Origin of the sequence: Trueperella sp. LYQ143 (assembly GCF_046599595.1) — a bacterium.
Classification (GTDB): Bacteria; Actinomycetota; Actinomycetes; order Actinomycetales; family Actinomycetaceae; genus Trueperella.
In genome coordinates this window covers 216,462-233,734 of sequence record NZ_JBKIWR010000001.1, presented here as the reverse complement: position 1 = coordinate 233,734, position 17,273 = coordinate 216,462, and the positions used below count along the sequence as shown (strand labels likewise).

Annotated in this window: 13 protein-coding genes and 1 tRNA gene; 11 read left to right on the top strand and 3 right to left on the bottom strand. The window is 53.3% G+C overall.

The window, feature by feature from the left end; all coding sequences use genetic code 11:
• Position 1: 1 nt before the first annotated feature.
• Complete coding sequence (locus ACLHIL_RS00870; protein ID WP_411295972.1) at positions 2-331, top strand: hypothetical protein; 330 nt, start codon at positions 2-4, stop codon at positions 329-331.
• A 49-nt stretch (positions 332-380) separates the two neighbouring features.
• On the opposite strand, the gene ACLHIL_RS00865 is transcribed toward ACLHIL_RS00870, so the two are convergent.
• Complete coding sequence (locus tag ACLHIL_RS00865) at positions 381-1,169, bottom strand: SAF domain-containing protein (protein WP_411295971.1); 789 nt, start codon at positions 1,167-1,169, stop codon at positions 381-383.
• Positions 1,170-2,084: 915 nt separating this feature from the next.
• A complete protein-coding gene (locus tag ACLHIL_RS00860) occupies positions 2,085-2,708 on the bottom strand; it encodes a 5-formyltetrahydrofolate cyclo-ligase (protein ID WP_411295970.1) in 624 nt (207 codons plus the stop codon).
• Between the two features lie 96 nt (positions 2,709-2,804).
• Between ACLHIL_RS00860 and glp the strand changes: the two genes are divergently transcribed.
• From glp to ACLHIL_RS00845, 3 genes are all read left to right on the top strand, one after another.
• Positions 2,805-4,019: a gephyrin-like molybdotransferase Glp gene (glp, locus tag ACLHIL_RS00855; protein ID WP_411295969.1), complete on the top strand. Its 1,215-nt coding sequence runs from the start codon at positions 2,805-2,807 to the stop codon at positions 4,017-4,019.
• A 417-nt stretch (positions 4,020-4,436) separates the two neighbouring features.
• Complete coding sequence (locus tag ACLHIL_RS00850; RefSeq protein WP_411295968.1) at positions 4,437-5,609, top strand: DUF6667 domain-containing protein; 1,173 nt, start codon at positions 4,437-4,439, stop codon at positions 5,607-5,609.
• 62 nt (positions 5,610-5,671) lie between these two features.
• Positions 5,672-6,298 (top strand): hypothetical protein, encoded by a 627-nt coding sequence (locus ACLHIL_RS00845; RefSeq protein ID WP_411295967.1) that lies wholly within the window; start codon positions 5,672-5,674, stop codon positions 6,296-6,298.
• Between the two features lie 382 nt (positions 6,299-6,680).
• On the opposite strand, the gene ACLHIL_RS00840 is transcribed toward ACLHIL_RS00845, so the two are convergent.
• Positions 6,681-6,753: transfer RNA gene (locus tag ACLHIL_RS00840), tRNA-Ala, on the bottom strand.
• Positions 6,754-7,300: 547 nt separating this feature from the next.
• Here ACLHIL_RS00840 and ACLHIL_RS00835 point away from each other — a divergent pair.
• The 7 genes from ACLHIL_RS00835 to ACLHIL_RS00805 all read left to right on the top strand — a co-directional run bounded on the left by ACLHIL_RS00835 (position 7,301) and on the right by ACLHIL_RS00805 (position 17,168).
• Positions 7,301-11,008, top strand: a complete 3,708-nt coding sequence (locus ACLHIL_RS00835; RefSeq protein ID WP_411295966.1) for a hypothetical protein — start codon at positions 7,301-7,303, stop codon at positions 11,006-11,008.
• A 139-nt stretch (positions 11,009-11,147) separates the two neighbouring features.
• Positions 11,148-12,746, top strand: a complete 1,599-nt coding sequence (locus ACLHIL_RS00830) for a SpaH/EbpB family LPXTG-anchored major pilin (RefSeq protein WP_411295965.1) — start codon at positions 11,148-11,150, stop codon at positions 12,744-12,746.
• A gap of 124 nt (positions 12,747-12,870) precedes the next feature.
• Complete coding sequence (locus tag ACLHIL_RS00825; RefSeq protein ID WP_411295964.1) at positions 12,871-13,866, top strand: class C sortase; 996 nt, start codon at positions 12,871-12,873, stop codon at positions 13,864-13,866.
• Positions 13,867-14,127: 261 nt separating this feature from the next.
• Positions 14,128-14,454, top strand: a complete 327-nt coding sequence (locus ACLHIL_RS00820; protein WP_411295963.1) for a hypothetical protein — start codon at positions 14,128-14,130, stop codon at positions 14,452-14,454.
• A 66-nt stretch (positions 14,455-14,520) separates the two neighbouring features.
• Positions 14,521-15,306: an ABC transporter ATP-binding protein gene (locus tag ACLHIL_RS00815; RefSeq protein ID WP_411295962.1), complete on the top strand. Its 786-nt coding sequence runs from the start codon at positions 14,521-14,523 to the stop codon at positions 15,304-15,306.
• Positions 15,299-16,552 (top strand): hypothetical protein, encoded by a 1,254-nt coding sequence (locus ACLHIL_RS00810; RefSeq protein ID WP_411295961.1) that lies wholly within the window; start codon positions 15,299-15,301, stop codon positions 16,550-16,552. The genes ACLHIL_RS00815 and ACLHIL_RS00810 overlap by 8 nt, the downstream gene beginning before the upstream one ends.
• Positions 16,539-17,168: a hypothetical protein gene (locus ACLHIL_RS00805; RefSeq protein ID WP_411295960.1), complete on the top strand. Its 630-nt coding sequence runs from the start codon at positions 16,539-16,541 to the stop codon at positions 17,166-17,168. The genes ACLHIL_RS00810 and ACLHIL_RS00805 overlap by 14 nt, the downstream gene beginning before the upstream one ends.
• Positions 17,169-17,273: the final 105 nt, after the last annotated feature.

The window sequence follows — 17,273 nt, the reverse complement described above, 5'->3', positions numbered from 1 at the left end:
CGTGGATTGTGACGATTTGCCTCAGCTATCCCAGAATATTGATCCGGCAAAGGAGCTTCTGGAAACGGTGGTTCCGGAGCAGCCGGTGCGTCAGGGTAATTCCCGCCGAGTTGTGCGGTTATCGCGCGTTGACGCACAGCGTATCCAATCGGGAGAGCTTGCTGGTATTGAAGCGGCAGTCCACGCAACGGATGCTCGCCCGATGGGTTCGCAGGTTGCGTCGGCCTCTGCAGGGCGCTCTGGGCGCCCAGCGCGTTCTGCTGAGGCTGAGTTATCCGCCCGAGATCGAGAGATCTTGGGGGATCTGCCACCGCATTTTGGCAAGCTGTAGGGAACGCTGTAGAGCCGTTGTAGGGCTGTTGTAGCTATGGCGTTGCCGCCTAGGGATCCGATTTAGGGATCCTCGTTTGAGATGGGGCGGTCAGATCGCCAGATTCACCCCGATATGCTGAGGTATTCACAACGGCATATAGCGGCGTATGCGTTGCGTAGCCAATCACGTTCTCGATGGATTGGCGTGGGATTGCCAGATAGTAGGTGTGGGTATCGGGAGTTTCTGAGAGGAAATTCTTGGTGTGCTCGTCGGTGGCTATTCCGGCAACGAATACCTCGGTGGCGATTTGGGTGGCCTGCCCAGCTCCGGAAAATTCATCTGGAGGCGCGTATAAATCAATTGTTGCGCCAGTTTCGATAATGACTGCACTTGCGGCTGCTAACTCGACGGCGGCAATAACAGTGCCTGGCGGAGCATTATGGAAAAACTGTGCAGTTAGCAGGTGGCGCGTCAAAATGGGGGCGCCTTCGGAGAGCGGGGCGACGAGGTAATGCCCAGTAGCAGCTTCGATATCTGTGACGGCATCAGGGATAACCTCAGTGCTCATACGTAATTCGAGATCGTCAGTGCTGAGTTTGCGTCCGCCAAAAATCTCATGGCTAGCAACGACGATAGGATAGCGCGCTTCAGGTGCAGAACGAGGAATGAATGTGTAGATGGTTGCTGCCAAAATGACGCTGGCGATAACCCAACGCCATCTCCATAAGACGGCACGTAACGGGCTAGATCGAGCAGAACGGGCAGCATGAGGAGACTGACGCGTGCGGGATGAGCCATGAGAACCCGAGGAATGTGCGTTCGCGGAGGAATTGCGGGCGGAAAAGATAGGAGCCATGTAACCCAGTCTTACCGTCAGCGCTATTGAGAATGAGCGCGGGCGCTAGCCTGTGGAAAAGGATGACAGTAAAGAACATGTGGATAACGTTTTTATTTCGCCTGTTCGCCCCCATCAAGCTGACCATGAATCTTGTGTATATTCTCTTTCAGCCCATTGAGTGCTCTGCGTTTAGCGCATCTTGCCAATAGCAACAGCGCTCATCAGCTCCGCCATATCATCGGCAGCGGCGAGAGCGATAAAAGGCAACAGTAATGAAAGCGATAGAGATAAATTGGGGTCCTTCTTATCGCGCCTCCAAACGCTACCAACTGCACGGTGAATCGCTACTATTGAGTGCCTAAGAGAACTTGAAATACTGCAGTTTTGTTTTCCCAGCCCTAGTTAGTGCTTATTTGTTTTTGCTGTGCCCTAGTTCGTGTTTTCCTCTGGGGAGTGCCGCCATGTGCCACGTTATGAGGCGGATCTTAACTGCGAGAACAGATAAAGCGGGCGTGCAGCGCCAGGGATGTGCATCTGGATTAAACGGGATGTCTATCCGGGGTAAACGGGATGTGCATATGGATTGAATATGCAAGATCGCAGGCTACTGCCAAGCTATCCGAGATTGCCTACACCCAGCTGGGCTTTCTTCGGGTAATTCCTGGATGAGGTTTCCCGATTCATCCTCGGCGGCCGCCGTAGAATTACCCATCTAAGGAGTAGTATCAGGCGGATAATGCCGACAAATAGCCGGTGGAATACCTCATGGAGCTGTGCCATCCAGAGCGAACCTGGAACTGCCAGATTCAGCATTAGCCAGCAAAATCAAACACTTTTACGACGCAGCAACCCGCCAACGAAAACGGCATGCTGCGTCAGTTTCGTTCAGATCCGCGTGAAACAATCTCTGAAATATGGCGGCGGATGTAGAAATTAAGCCGTTGCCGTGCGGATGACCTGCTCGGGGTGGAAGACGTAGGGGACGCGCACATCCATCTCGTCTTGCGGAATCTCCTCGCTCAACAGCTCTTCGTCGAAAATCATCGCCCCAATGAGTGCATTCGGATGCGCTTTCTTCAAGGCGCGGTCGTACCAGCCACCGCCTTGCCCAAGGCGCGCACCCTGACGCGATACCGCCAACGCTGGAATAATTAGTGCGTCAACGTCATGCAAAATCTCATTCGGATATGCCGGACCATCTGGCTCTGGTGGGCGACCTGGGGCCATATTCACTAGCGAATCCACGTCGGTAAATATGCCCCAGCACCGAGATAGCCCAGGCCCAAGTTTAGGGAGCAGGATTTCCTTGCCGCTTTCATGGAGGGCCAGAATCGTTGGCAATGATGGCGGTTCAAATCCAGTACTGACGTAACACGCAACGCGATGCCGCCCGTCAAGCAGCGGTAGGATCGTCTGTGCCCAGGACTGCCCTAAGCGTTCCAGGAGTTTGCGACTGCGCTGTTTTCGGTGCTCTCGAATCGCCGAACGCAGCAATTGTTTTCCTTCTTCAACATCGGCGGCTGCTAAATTCGGGATTCTCAACGTTGGGATCGACATAGCTCCATTCTTTCATGGATCGCAACCTCACAGTGCGCTGTCAGCTCTCGGGTAAACTGAGAACGTCATCTGTGGATAACGGGGTTTGGAGATCACATGAAGAGCGTTGCCCAGCATCTTGATGAATGTATCAGCGTTGCCCAGCCGTTGCGCGCTTTCGACGTTGCCTTGAGCGATGCTGTGGGATGCGTGCTCGCGGAGGACGTTCGCTCTTTCGTGGATGTGCCGCAGGCTAATTTGGCAGCGCGTGATGGGTATGCAGTGCGGTGTGCTGATATTGCGGGGGCGAGCGCGGAAAATCCGGCTATCGTCGCAGTGGCGGAGGATGTGCGGGCAGATACGATCGACCCGCCGCTCCTGGTTCCGGCCACGGCAGTGCGGATTTCCTCAGGGGCGGTTCTTCCTGAGGGGGCACAAGCCGTCGTTCCTATCGAATCGACCGATCAGGGTCGAGCGCAGGTGCGGATTACCCGCGGGGCGAATGCTGGCGAAAATATTCGTGCGCGCGCCGAAGATCTGCAAGCTGGTCAAGTCTTTTTGCGCGCTGGAGTGCGAATTGGTGCGCGGCAGATTGCTTTACTCGCGTCGGCTGGTCATGCGACGGTGCGCGTCCATCCGGCTCCTCGGGTTGTGATTATGGCGATTGGTGACGAGTTGCAAGAGCCGGGAATGCCAGCCACAAAAGGGAAAATCTATGACGCGAATTCTCATGCGCTCGCAACGGCGGTGCGAGATGCGGGGGCGGAAGTATTTCGCGTCGGTGCAGTGCCTGACGATAAACGACAATTGCGGGAACTGCTGGAAGATCAGCTTGTGCGGGCTGACATTATCATCACCACAGGTGGGCTTTCCTATGGTGGGGGTGACACCTTAAAAGAGGTGCTCTCACCGCTGGGGACGGTGCGTTTTGACAATATTGCCATGCAGCCGGGGCGGCAATTAGGCGTGGGAACGTTGGAATCGGATACGACGGTGTTCTGTTTGCCGGGTTCGCCAGTTGCGGCGCTGACAGCTTTCGAGGTCTTTATCCGTCCGGCGTTATTGCATATGGCGGGCTATTCTCGGATTCATCGGCGTTCCGTGGAAGCAGTGGTTCAGCGGGGTTGGGAGTCGCCAGCGCAGTCTCGGGAATTTGTGCGAGCGCGTGTGGTGGGCAATCCGAATGATGGCTACATTGTTGAGCCGGTTGGCGATCCGGCACGGCCGCTTCTTACTGCGCTGTCGGAGGCGAATTGTTTGGCGGTTGTTCCGGAACAGCAGCGCATTGTTCAGCCTGGCGATCGCTTAGAGTGCGTGGTTTTGGATCGCTAGGGCTGGTATGAGGCGCAGTTAAGACGCAGGAGCTAAAAAGATAACCGCCGGCAGTTTTGGCCGGTTGCGTTGTCGCGCTGGTGGTCTTGGTGTTGTGTGTGCAGTTGTAGTATCTGCCGAGGGTCCTCTGATAGCCGTTTTGCGTCAGTTGTGAGATGTATGGGAAGTCTCTGCTCGATTATCGGTGTTACTCAGTGTTTCTTAACTGAGTGGCTCCTCAACTGTGCATCCTTGCTGTGCCTTTCTTCCTAATGCGGCGCTGATAGGCGCGGTGTGACGCACTTGTCATGTGCAGTATGGTGATCCTGTTATTAGTGCCCGTTTTGTCGCCGTGTGTATGTTGGGTATTTTCCTATGAAAAAGCAACACGCCCCGCGAGATACCGCGATTAAAGGAAGTCTTGCATAGCTTTGAAGCATGGGTGTTGATGGGGCGGTACTCGCGTTAGGAGTGTTATTTCTCCTGGCATACGTCGTTCCACAAATCACCCGAAAGCGATCCGTCATGGCTGACGCGCCAATTGAAGAACGCTACAGCGGCAACCTCAGGCTCCTACAGGAGCGGCAATTGACGCAAACCGGCGGAGAGCATGGACGAATCTATTTAACGGAGCGGAAAATGGTGCAGGCAACGACGCGGACCCCAGAGGCAACAAAGATGCGCAGCGTCGCACGTGACCGTTCGCGGGCGCGGGCGCGAATTGCTCGCCGTGACGCATACCAGCAGCGTGGGCTATTGGGCGGGATTGTATGTGCCGTTATCACTTTAGCGTTATGGGTCGTTACCAGTTTGACGACTATGCCTGTCGTGCTACCAATTCTTGCTACCGTGATTTCCGGGGCGTATCTCTTTGGTTTTGGCTGCCTGGTATCAACCTGGACGAAGCTCAACGACGAGGACCGCACGCGTATTGCGCGGGCAAACAACCTGTTGGGCGCGGCTAAGCCATATCGTGCGACCTTGCAAAACAAGATTCGTTCCGAAGCCGATCGTGGAGCAACGGATCAACGTGCTGAATACGCTGAATATGCGGATACGGAAGCTGTAGTTGCTCGCGCGCAAGCGGTAGCCAATGAAGCCAATGATGAGGCACAACAGCCGTATGAGCGCGTTGTGGCTGCCGGTACAGCTCAGGTTTCCCGCGATTCCCAGGGTGTTGATGGCAATCAGTCAGCGCTTGCGCGCCGTGCCGTGGCGTCACATCATGCTCCGGCAGATAATCTGCGCCATAGCGCAGCGCGTATGCGTCAGATTCGTGGCGCGGCGGCGCAGGCGAATGATGGGAAGGCCTCGCGTAGTATGGAATCGGCTGGTACCTCTGCCTTCGCCCAGCCCTCTGCTGTTGCTGATATGCCGAGCTACACGGTTAAACCCGAGATTACTAAGCGCGCGGTCAAACCGTATGTTGCGCCAGAAGCGCCGACGGCTGATGTTCCTTTCCGTCCGACTCGCTTAGGGCAGCGGCTGGGAGACGCACAGCTTGACGCGCCACATGCTGCTCCGGAAGCAACTGGCGCAGAGGAGACGCGTCAGGATCTTCTTGGGGGCGGATCCACGCTCGATGCCTTGCTGGATCGCCGCCGCGCGTAGTCATGCATAGTTATCTGTGCTGATCTCGACCCGGTGATACTGGATACGATAAGGGCAGCGTAATGGTCGCAGTGGTTTTTGCGCATAGTCGGATCTATGGGCCGATGGTGTGGCGAGCAGTTGCTGATTATTTGCCACCAACCTGGGCAGTGGCGGCGCCATTCCTCGCACAATCACAGCCAGTGCAAGCTATTGCTCGCGATATTGCAGCGACGGGTATTGACGAGCCGATCTATCTCGTTGCTGAGGGGTTAGGGGCAATCCCTGCGCTTGAATTTGCCGATAGTGGGATGCATCCGGTGGCGGGCATTTTTCTTAGTGGTCCGTCGTTAGAAATATCTGGGCGTACCGCGCGATACCTCAAAGCAACCGCACGTCTGGCTCGTCATGCCGGCCACCGGTTGGAACGCACCCACGCTGTGCAATTCCTGGATGCGGTGAGCGGGAGAGATGTGAGAAGTCTGGCCTGCCAGCCAGAGGTGGGCTATCGGCGGCATGTCGTCGTCGCAGAAAAGGATAGCGGAGCGGTATCGACGCTGCACGCACTGGAGAAAGCTGGCTGGTCGGGAGCAGAGATTGCCCAGGCGCAGTGGGATTGGTTTGACTATGCGCCGGTGAATTTCGCTGCCCATGTGCGGGCGTTTATTACAGAAACGCTCAGTGAAAACTCATCATATTCTAGTGTTTAGAGCTATCCCGAGGGTGGCGGATATTCCTTTGCCATTGCGCGCTGATGCGGTATCGGTAGGGGTGATGAACTCGCAGATCTGGCTGTGCTTCTCTTATACACCCCTGGTTGTCGGGTGATGGAGTGTTCGGTTATGTAGTAGATCTGTTTGGCTGCATGGTGGATCTAACCGTGTTGTTGTGCTTGGTGGGGTGCGCGTGCTGGGCCCGTTGGGTCATCTGCTTTTCTGCCAGTAAGCGGGCGAACGGCTTGACTAGATAGCTGGGAGTCCATACTTCAAGCGCGCTTTATGGGGGGGAAACTATGGGGGGAATAGAGGTTTTAGAGGGTAACAAAAAATCCCGTATCTTCCCTGGTCAAACCGGAAAATACGGGATGTGTTGTGGAGCTAGGGGGATTCGAACCCCCGACCTTTTCATTGCGAACGAAACGCGCTACCAACTGCGCCATAGCCCCGCTGTACTCGGATGATTCTAGCAGAGAACCAGCGTATTTACCGTGTCGATATTTTCGTTTACTGCGTCACGTTTATTGTCGCGGTAGACTTTGTCAGCCAATTGCAGGCTTTGAAGGCGTAATTGCAGGTCTGCAGGGTGGTCCTATTAAGCCTGTGATGTTTTTAATTCAAGGTTTAAGTGAATGTGATGATCTGGAATTTTCAGATCGCGCAGAAATAATATTTTGGCGTCAAATCGAGGAAAACTTCCCTTTGTCTTATATGGAGGGGGTAGGTTATCTGTTATGTTGCCAGTTCAGCGCGGGTGTCAGTTATGAAAAATCATTTGACACTCTAGGGGGGGGGATGTCATCCTAAATAGTGGTTGTATAAACCAACACGGCAGTGACAGCAATCTCAGCCGTACTCCTACAGATCCTCACCAATCCGTTCGGAGTTTTACATATGAATACAAAGCGAGGGTATTCCCGTCGCTCACACAGCGATGGTACCTCCCGTTCCGCGCGGCCTCGCCGGGTAAGATCTCGGTTTGTTGCAGCGTGTCTCGTGTCCTTGGCGACCTGCGCTCTTGTTGCGCCATCAATCGCCTATGCCTTTCAGCCAGCGCAGTTTGATACTGCTATTGGCGAGGGTGGAACCGCGGCTATTGCGCCAAGTGTGACGCACTCTGAAGCGAAAGATGCCAGCGGTAATGCGGTATCGCCAGCGCGTCAACCTACCTGGGGAGATTACGTCGATTACACCTACACCTGGGAGTTCGCCAATCTCAACGAGCCGGGCAGTGCGCAAAAGCCAGTAGATCTTGTTATTAGCTTTCCGCAAGGTCTTGCTCCGACGACGGATGTTACCGAAGCTGATTTCACCCTTCCTGATGGATGGCAGATTACCAATCTTACGAAGCAGACAGCGCTCAATTACACTGCCTCAATCCAGGTGCCATCTTCGGCCCACAATGGCACAGTTACCTTAGTTAAGCGCACAAAGATCCCAGCAAAGGGGGCCGCAGGCGCTCCGGCTGAAGGCGCTACGCTCTGGGCATCCTCAATGGCGCAAACCTCAGCGGCGCCTGATATTACGCTCATGCCAGGTAATTACTATTTCGTTCCAGACAGTGGTAATCCGTGTGTAGGTACTTTTACGTATCAGTGGAAGACGACTTCGGGCGCGTGGCTAGCCGATATTAAAATTGGCGACGCGGCTGGGCGCGGCAAGATCGTCCTCGATGATGCTGCCCCAACAGCAGGCACGGGGCCGAATTCGCTATCAGTAACGGACGCCCAAGGTCGCGATATCAGTGCTCAGGTTGTGGGCAATATGGCTTCCTGGAAATCGAATGACAATTCTGCGCCATTCCAGGGCAATCCCTACCAGGCCCAGTACCCCAATACGAAATGGAAGCAATCGGCTAACTGGCGGATTGATACCTCCACGTTTACCGGCGATACCTGGATTCCGGCGAATTCCACAGTGACGTTACGTAAGCACGGTCAGCATTTGAACTGTGTGGCTGGAATCGCAACGGATTGGCAGTCAGATCGCCCAGTGATTGCGGCGCTTGAGGTTACCCGCCCTATCCTTGATGTTCAGGAGACGGCTACTGATCCATTACAGTTGCCAGGTACGCCACCGGAAACCGGCGCGTGGTGCCAAAACGACCTGTATTACATTGATCGTTTTAATATGAATCCGCGTGACTGGGGAACAATTACGCTTACCGGCGACGATAAAGCGGTTGTCAAAGCTGTTGATACAACGAAAACCCCCAAGCAGGCCGGCAGTACAATGACGGTCGATGCCTTCTACACTTCGGTCGCTGCTTCAGATAAGTTCTATAAGAAACTCTATTTTGTTGGTAGCGCGACGAAGGGCGCGAACGCTGGTTTTACGGGGCTTATTGAATACGATATGCAGACCAAGAAATATCGTGCAGTAGCTTCGAGCCCAGAATTTAACCCGCGTTCCCAAAACACTCTCGCTATTGGTTTTGATAACCATGGAACGATTTGGGCTACCTACGGAACCCACGTTGGAACGGCTGATGCTATCCGGGCAAACAATGTTCAGGTCTACAAGATTGACATGACTAAGCCTAATCCTCGGTGGGAATTCTCCCACACTATCAAGGAGATGGGCATTGGCAACATGGAACCGCTTGATATTGCCTTTGATGCTTGGGATAACGCCTACGTCACCACCTCCTCGCCGACCTCCGATGGTCAAGGAAAGCTTGTGCGCTGGACCAAAGACGAATGGTATGGTGCGTCAGCTTCGCATGGTTCCATTGATGTTGGCAAAGGATTCCAACCGAAGAACTGGAATAAGTCCATGTATGCCGGGACGTGGAAAGGCGATTACGTCGTCATGCGTGACTACGAAAAAGTCGTCGCCTCGGTGAATATCTCGGGAGGTCAGAACTATCGTGGTCTAGCCTTTGGCCCCGACGGTAATCTCTACCTTGGTCAGCAAGGTAAACAGCTATGGCGCGTTGACCTCATTAACCATGACACTGGCGAGTTGCTGCCAGAAGATCAGCGCATCGTTCATCCGGTGACGATCACGCAACGCTCCACGATCCTGGCGCCGGTTCAATCAGGAAATGTTTATTCTGGTGACGATTTGGCTGGATGCCACTTCGGTAAGATCGCTGGCCAGCCCGACCAGCCGAAGTTCAAGTTACAAAAGTCAGTGATTGATCCAGCAACCGGCATTGTGGTTACCCCAGGGCGTCCGGCAATGAATCCGCTGTCGCTCAATGGCCCACAGCCCTTTACGGTTCGCTACGTCGTCACCGTCTCTAATATTGGGCAGGCTGCCGGTACTCCTGGTCAGATCACGGATTCCATCTCCATTCCTGATGGATTCACGATTCGCGATGTCCTGGTAGATGGGAAATCACAGGGAACTTCCGGGCAGTTCACGATCACCCCAGGGCAGATTGCCGCCAGCGGGGTAGAAAAACACGATATTGTGCTCAAACTCAGTGCCGATATTCCGTCAGTGAACTGGGAGCAAGCCCAAACCTGTGGTGCGATGAACGGAACCTACGGGGGCGGCTTCTATAACCAGGTGGCAATGGATGGGGATTCTGATGGTCCGTCTAACAACTACGCCTGTGTGCCCACCCAACCCTCAGCGCATCTGGCTCTCAAGAAGTTTATTCGGCTGCCGGGTACTACCACGGACGTTGATCCCTCCTCGCCATTTGCCGCTGATTCAGCAGCCTTTACGCTGGGTGCTGGTCTAATTGGCGGCGGGGCACAAGTCACCGGAAGCTCTGCACACTCGGGCGAGCTTGCAGTGGATACGAACGTTCCCGCGGGCACGTATCAGCTCTTTGAGACTCCTAATGACGACGGGAAAATCACCGGCGCATACACGTGGGGAACAACCTGGAGCTGTACGGATCAAACTGGAGCTGCCGTCTCCGTCACCGATAACGGGCAGGTTGCGGTAAAGTCTGGTCAATCTGTCACCTGCGAGATCCGCAATCAGCCGCCGACGAAAGTCCACGTGGTTAAGACCCCAACCCAGAGTGTGGGAACTAATCCTCATATTGGCGATACGATCATTCCCGGCGAGAATGGCCGTTTCACTGCCAGCTACGACATCACGATTACGAATACCTCCGGTTTTACCGTTGATACCGGCATGATTCGCGATCAATTCACAGTTCCTGCTGGTCTGGTATGGGATACGGAAACCTCCACTACTGCGACGTTACAGGTTGTTTCCTCACCCGATGGCGTCACTGTTGATTCACTCGCCAAAGATCTAACTGAAGATAAACTCAAGGCTAAAGAGGGCGCTGCGCTGGCAGACATTAAAGGTCTGGCTAATGATGGGAACGTCGTCTTGCGATTGACGATTCCTCTCAAGCTGGATAATTCCAGCGATAGCCAGAACAATGCACAGTCGCATGCTCAGCAGCTTGGACGCTGTGAAAACCTTGAGACTTCTGGGCAAAAGCACACCTCGAAAGCAAGCGGTATCGCCAATAGTGTGGATCTGGATAATGAAGATCTGACGTACAGTGCAATCCCTATTGCCGACAATATCGCTTGTATTCCGGTGCGTGTGCCGCCGCCGTTTACCCCTGAGTTGCCTTCTCTGCCTTTGACGGGTGGCGGAAGTGCTCGCGATCTCTTCATCCTCACTGGTATGGCTCTTGCTGTGCTTGGCGGTGTCACCCTGATTTCCACGTCAGGTCTCCGTCGGGTGGTACTGCGTACCAATGGGAGAAACGGAAATCGCTAATCTACCTTACCTGCGTTGCCGAGCGCTATCTCACCACGAAATACGGGCACGGCACGCCTCCATAGCAGCCGAACAGGAGAGGTTGCTGAAACACACAGATGTTGGCCCCTCGGTCAACACCAAAAAGAAAGGATAATCCATGGCTCTTACATGGATGAAGCGGGCTAAGACGGTCGCTCTGGCGGGCGTCTTGACCCTCGGCCTCGGTGGCGGTACTGCCCTTGCCATCTCTGGCGGAGATTTAGGCCCGGGCAATATTGATCCCAATGCCACAGGCTCAATTACTATTTTCAAGCACGAGAACCAGAGCTCTTCGTCTCCCGTTGTTGGTGACCCAACCAAGGAAGAGGATAAGATTCCTTCGGCTCCAGTTGCCGGAGTGGAATTCATGGCTTTCCCTTTCTCGAACCTACCGCTCGTTAACGACCTTGATGCCAATGCCAATTGGGCTAAGCTGAGTGCGTTGAAGGAAGCAGATCTTGCTAATGCGTGTTCGACGGTCAACGCAGATGGCACGGGATCTCCGACTCTTTCCGGTTTCACCTTCGATGCTGGAAAGGCTTTCGAGCCAACCGATAAAGCTGGCAAGACGAAGCTGACGGGTCTCTATGTCGATGCCTACCTGATTTGTGAATACAAAGCTCCTGATACGGTGAACAAGAAGGCTGCGCCAATTCTCGTGACGATTCCGTACCCGGATACTCAGCGCGATGGCAAGACGAAGCAGTGGATTTACGACGTTACCGTCTTCCCGAAGAACACTGTTTCCAAGCTTTCCAAGAGCATTGAGCAGCAGAACAAGCACGGTTTAGGTTTTGGATCTGAGGTTCACTTCCCGGTGACGGCAACGATTCCTGCTATCCCCGCAAATGAACAGTTCCAATACTTCGTGGTCGAAGATCCGATGGATAGCCGTTTCCTTCCGGCATATAGCGATGTGGCGTCTGTGACGCTCAACGGTACTGCGCTAGAAAAGGGTGACTACACGGTCACTAAGGATGGCTCAAAGGTTACAATGAGCTTGACGCAGGCTGGTTTAATCAAGATTAAGGCTGCTGCAGGTCAAGATCTCGTTGTCACGTTCAAGGGCACTCTCGGGCAGATCGGTGACGGTACCATCAAGAATACGGCGAATCTCTACTTTGATTCCAAGCCGGGTGATACCCCGCCGACCACCCCGCCGCCGCCGACCACCCCGCCGATTCCCTCTAACGAAGTCGAAGATCACTGGGGTAATTTCCGCCTTTACAAGCACGATGGCAATGATCCTTCCAAAGCCTTGGCGAATGCTGCCTTCCAGATTTATGAGGCAAAGGATCCGTATCCGGCAGATGGTCAGTGCAAGGCGGAACGCGCCGAAAATGCAAAGCCAATTTCAGTTGGTAATCAGGTTACCTTCTTCACTGGTGTCGACGGTGTTCTGGAGATTGATAGTCTGTTTGTCTCCGACTCCATCAATCCGACGGTTAATGCTAAGAGCCGTTGCTACGTCCTCGTTGAGACGGAGGCCCCTGATGGCTACATCGGTTTGAAGGATGATATGGCTGTCAAGGTTACTACTGGTATGACTGCCGAGGGTACCTACGACGTGCAGGTTGCCAACGATAAGCCAGTTATCCCCGGCTTGCCGCTGACGGGTTCGCAGGCTCGCGTCATCATGGAGATCGCCGGTGTCATGCTGATCCTCGGTGGTGTGGCGATTTACGCTGCTCGTCGTATGCGTACGAATAAGGCGTAACACATTGTTATGACTGTCAGGTATGCAGATATGACCTGCATTATCTGAGGTCCTGACGAGGTGGCGAGGAGTCTGCACTCTTCGCCACCTCGTTTCATTGATTCTGCGGCTATTGGAGGGCAATGTGAGATTGCGCATCAGAGGCTACCGACCAGCACATCGCAGTGATTTGCGGATACGTGCGGAAAATGTTGAGAGTGTCGAGACGGCAAAGAGGCACGATAAGCGCGGATTACTGCGTCGAAATCGGCAGGTTCGGCGTCAGTGGCATTGGCCGTGGAGTACGTTTATTGCTGTCCTCCTGGTGGTTTTGGGGGTCGGCTCGATGGTGTATCCGAGTGCTGCGAGTTGGGTCGATCAATACAATCAGTCGCATATCATTTCCGGATACGAAAATGAGGTGAAAGCAGCCAAGCCAGCAGCCAGTGAGCAGTTGGCGCTGGCGCGGCGGTACAACACATCTTTAACGTTCGGGGCAGAGCTTGAGGCGCATCATAGGCTTCCCAGTGGAACCGGAACGAGTAATGACAATCAGCTCAACTATAACGATTTACTGGTGACGTCCCCGTCGGGAATGATGGCACGTCTACAGATTCCATCTATTGATTTGGATTTGCCGGTTTATCATGGCACCTCGGATGACACTCTCCTCAAAGGCTTGGGGCATTTGGAGGGGACGTCATTGCCGGTGGGCGGGGCGGATACTCATGCGGTTATTACTGGGCATCGTGGTTTAGCCTCGGCAACGATGTTTACGAACCTAGATAAAGTTGAGGTTGGCGACGATATTCGGATTGAAATTTTTGGGGAGATCCTGACGTATCAGGTACGCACTATTGAGGTTGTAGAACCGGAGGAGCAGGAGAAACTGCGGATTGTGCCTGGTAAAGATTTACTTACTTTAGTGACGTGTACGCCGCTGGGAATCAATACGCATCGTATTTTGGTGACGGCTGAGCGGATCCCCACTCCGGAGGCTGATGCAGTGACGGGCGAAAAGCCGCAGGTGCCGCGCTTTCCGTGGTGGATCGTTATTTATGTGGTGACTTTAGTTGCTGGTGGGATCATTATATGGCGTGCTGGATATAGCACCCCGACGCGGCCGAAGAAAGCTCGATAGCTCTTGATTATCAGATCTATATGCGGCCTTCCATATTCCTGTATTTATTTGAGAAATAAACATAAAGTCCGCATGTTGATATGCTGGTGATAATACCGAATTTTAGGATTCAGTGCGATATCCTGCAGCGATAATGTAAGTAATCGCAGTGAGAAAAGTTTCAATATAGAGATTTATTAAATTTATAGACCCATAAAAAGAGTTGTGGTAGCCTTCGCTTACCGCGGTTGTAATGTGAAGAATATTACATTAGGAGTAGTTGTGGGTCGTAAAAATATTGGAAAAATGGTCCTGACGGGAGTCCTTGCTTGCGGTGCGATCCTGACTACGGGGTTACCTGCACTGGCAGGAGGCGTGAGTTCCACTACTCATGGCTGCTATGCACAGTGGTACAACACCTATAGTAAGGGTATGTGTGAGCCGGCGAGTACTAATGGTCGTGTGCAGCTTTGGGCAGATCAGGGATTCCAAACTGATTATTCAGGACCTTTTGTTCGCGTAGTTGCAAATCGCTATTATCGTCCGTTTGACGATAATGAAGCTCGTTTTACTGTTCGTACTGCAGAAGTGAATTGGCGAGATAACTAAAATAAGTTGGTTTTGGGTAACCCTGCGTTACCCAAAACTCGCCTGTAATTGTGAGAGGGGCTGGCCATGCAACGCTCTATATCTTCTGCGGCACATGATGAAATCCTTGGTGTCAAAGATGTCTCGTTTTCCTACGGTAAGAAGCGAGTTTTAGATAATGTTTCTTTGAGCTGCGGGCGCGGTATCTACGGGATACTCGGGCCAAATGGTGCAGGTAAAACGACGCTACTGCGGATCTTATCGACGGAGCTTGCAGCCGATAGTGGCGAACTGAGGATTCTTGGTCGATCCGTCGTCAGCTATAAAGACGCTTTAGCGGTGCGCCCACATATCGGCTATCTTCCCCAGCGTGTTGATGGCGTGGATACGTTAACTGTTCGTGAGTTAGTCTCCTATGTGGCCCACCTTCGTAAAATAAGCCCATCTCAGCAAAAATCTGACGTGATGGACGCGATCGAGATTGTCGGGCTAACAGATCGCGCCGATTCTAAAGTTAAACAACTCTCCGGTGGAATGCGGCAACGTGCAGGATTGGCATGTGCTTTAGTCGGTCGCCCGCAGTTACTTATTTTAGATGAGCCAACCGTCGGTCTGGATCCGGCTCAACGCTGGGATTTTAAGCGAATTCTACGAGAATATAGTGACGCGAGTATCCTGCTGAGCACACATATTGTTGAAGATGTTGCGGCAGTGGCTGAGGAAGTCATCGTCATCGATCAGGGCACGGTCAGATTCATTGGTTCAACAACGGATCTCGCTAGCCGTGGCGGTGATGCGCGCTATGGTGATACGGCTTTGGAGCGCGGATACTTGGCCCTGATTGATTCGGCAGCGGGGCAGCGCGATGCGTAAGATCTGCCAAAAATCTGTGACCTGGGTCGTGCTGGTCACGGTTATTTTAGAGGTTGTTATCCTGGCGATTCGCGACGCGGAATCGTGGGTTGGAATTTGGCCGAGAATGGCGGTTATCTGCCAGATTCCTCTCGTGTATATCGGGCCTATTTGGGCAGTATTCGCCGCTTTTTATGCGGTGCGAACGCAGGAAAATTCTTTCTTTGCCGTCAGTGCGGCGCTGCGTCCCTGGCGAATACATATTGTGCGTATCGTGCGATGTTTTTGCTATTCCGTCGTGCCGTATCTGGTTGGCTGGATGTACATCCTAGCCGTGAGCTGGAATCGCTTTGGTACGGGTGGAATCTGGTGGTCGTATGTGCTGCTTGCCCTGCTGGAACTTCTCGGAAGCGTGACGATTGGCTACGGATGTGGCATTTGGATCGGTGGATGGTTTGCTCAGGCAATCGCATTCTTCCTGAGTTACTTGTGGCTGACGGTGTCATGGGATTTTTCCGGAGCGATCGTCAATCAGACGTACGGCTATCCTGATACGGACGTCAACCGTTATAAAATTGCTGCTCTTGCGCTCTTTGTTGCCGTTGTGCTGCTCAGTGCGTGCCTGACGGCTTATGTGAAAGTCTTGGTAGCGTGCAGGTGGAAAAGTTTTTCACTGCTTGTGGTCAGCGCCAGTGGATGTGTACTTGCGATCATCGCGGCAACATTCGGCGTATGGCTGCCAGGAGATTATCTGACGCTGCGCACCGATCCGCAGGCTATGCAATGCTCACATACACATCCACAAATATGCGTATGGCAAGAAAATAGCCAAAAAATGCCGGAGCTTTTATCCTACAGTGCGCAGCTTGCCACGCTTAAACAGGAATTCGGGTTCGCAATTCCCGACGTGATAAGCGAGCAAGGTTTGCCAACCGCCACCGGCGAGGCGCTTATCTTTTCGATTCGCGGTGGAACGATGTGGTTCACTACGCATGAGTGGGCATTCGGCATTGTGGATGCGTCATTCACGAATCGTTGCCCGGCAAGCTCGGAGCAAGCCTTCGCCGAACAGACGCAGGCATATCACGAACTGGTGAGTTGGATGGATTTTCGCATGCATGGCGGTCAGCCGTCACCTGTTCACGGAGGGCATCCAGACGTTGATCCGCAGGCAATGCGCCGCATGTCATTAGCTCCGCTAACTGAGCAACACCAATGGGTGAGCCAACATCTGGCAAAATTAGGTGATGCGAATGGCTGCCAGTAGCGTCAACAATTTTCTGCTGTTGTGGTGGAAAGCCCGCCGTATGAATCGAGCATGTGCGGTGGTTGCGGCGGTGGCAGTTATTGCAATCATTTTCTCGGGATCTAGCGTCGTTGTGCCTATTGTGGGCGGTCTAGGGAGTGTCCCGTTTCGCTCGTTTTCCCTGATTGTAGTGGTCGCAATTTTGGCGCGAGCAATTTTTGCTCGAACCTCTTTTGATCCGCAAGATAGCGGGCTGCTTCGCCGGATAACGATAGCGGCGGCGACGTTGGCTGTGGTGCTCGGTAGTGCAATGGCGGCTGTTGTCGAGATTATTATGCGCTTGCCTTACGCGCCAGCCTGGGCAGCTATTTTCGCTCTTTTCTTCTTTGTAACAGCGCTATCGCTACGATGGATACCCGCCGATAAGGTGTGGGTCGTCGGGCCGGTCAGTTATTTTGTTGTGCTTTTCGTGGTGCTATCTCTGGTGGAGCTCTCCGGTGATGCGCATACCTTTGATAACTACAATATTTTCCTTGCGACGAGTTGGAATTGGACGGTCATTGCGGTTATCACGGTGAGTGTGATTGGTACTCCGCTTGCCGTGGCGTGGCGATATACCGCGCGGCGCAATCGCTAAAAACATTTAGTTGTTAAAACTGTGCCGGTGCTGGCTATCGGGTAATCGGGAGATTAATTGGCTTATTGCACGGTAATAAACGGCTACTGTATGGGCAGATGTCAG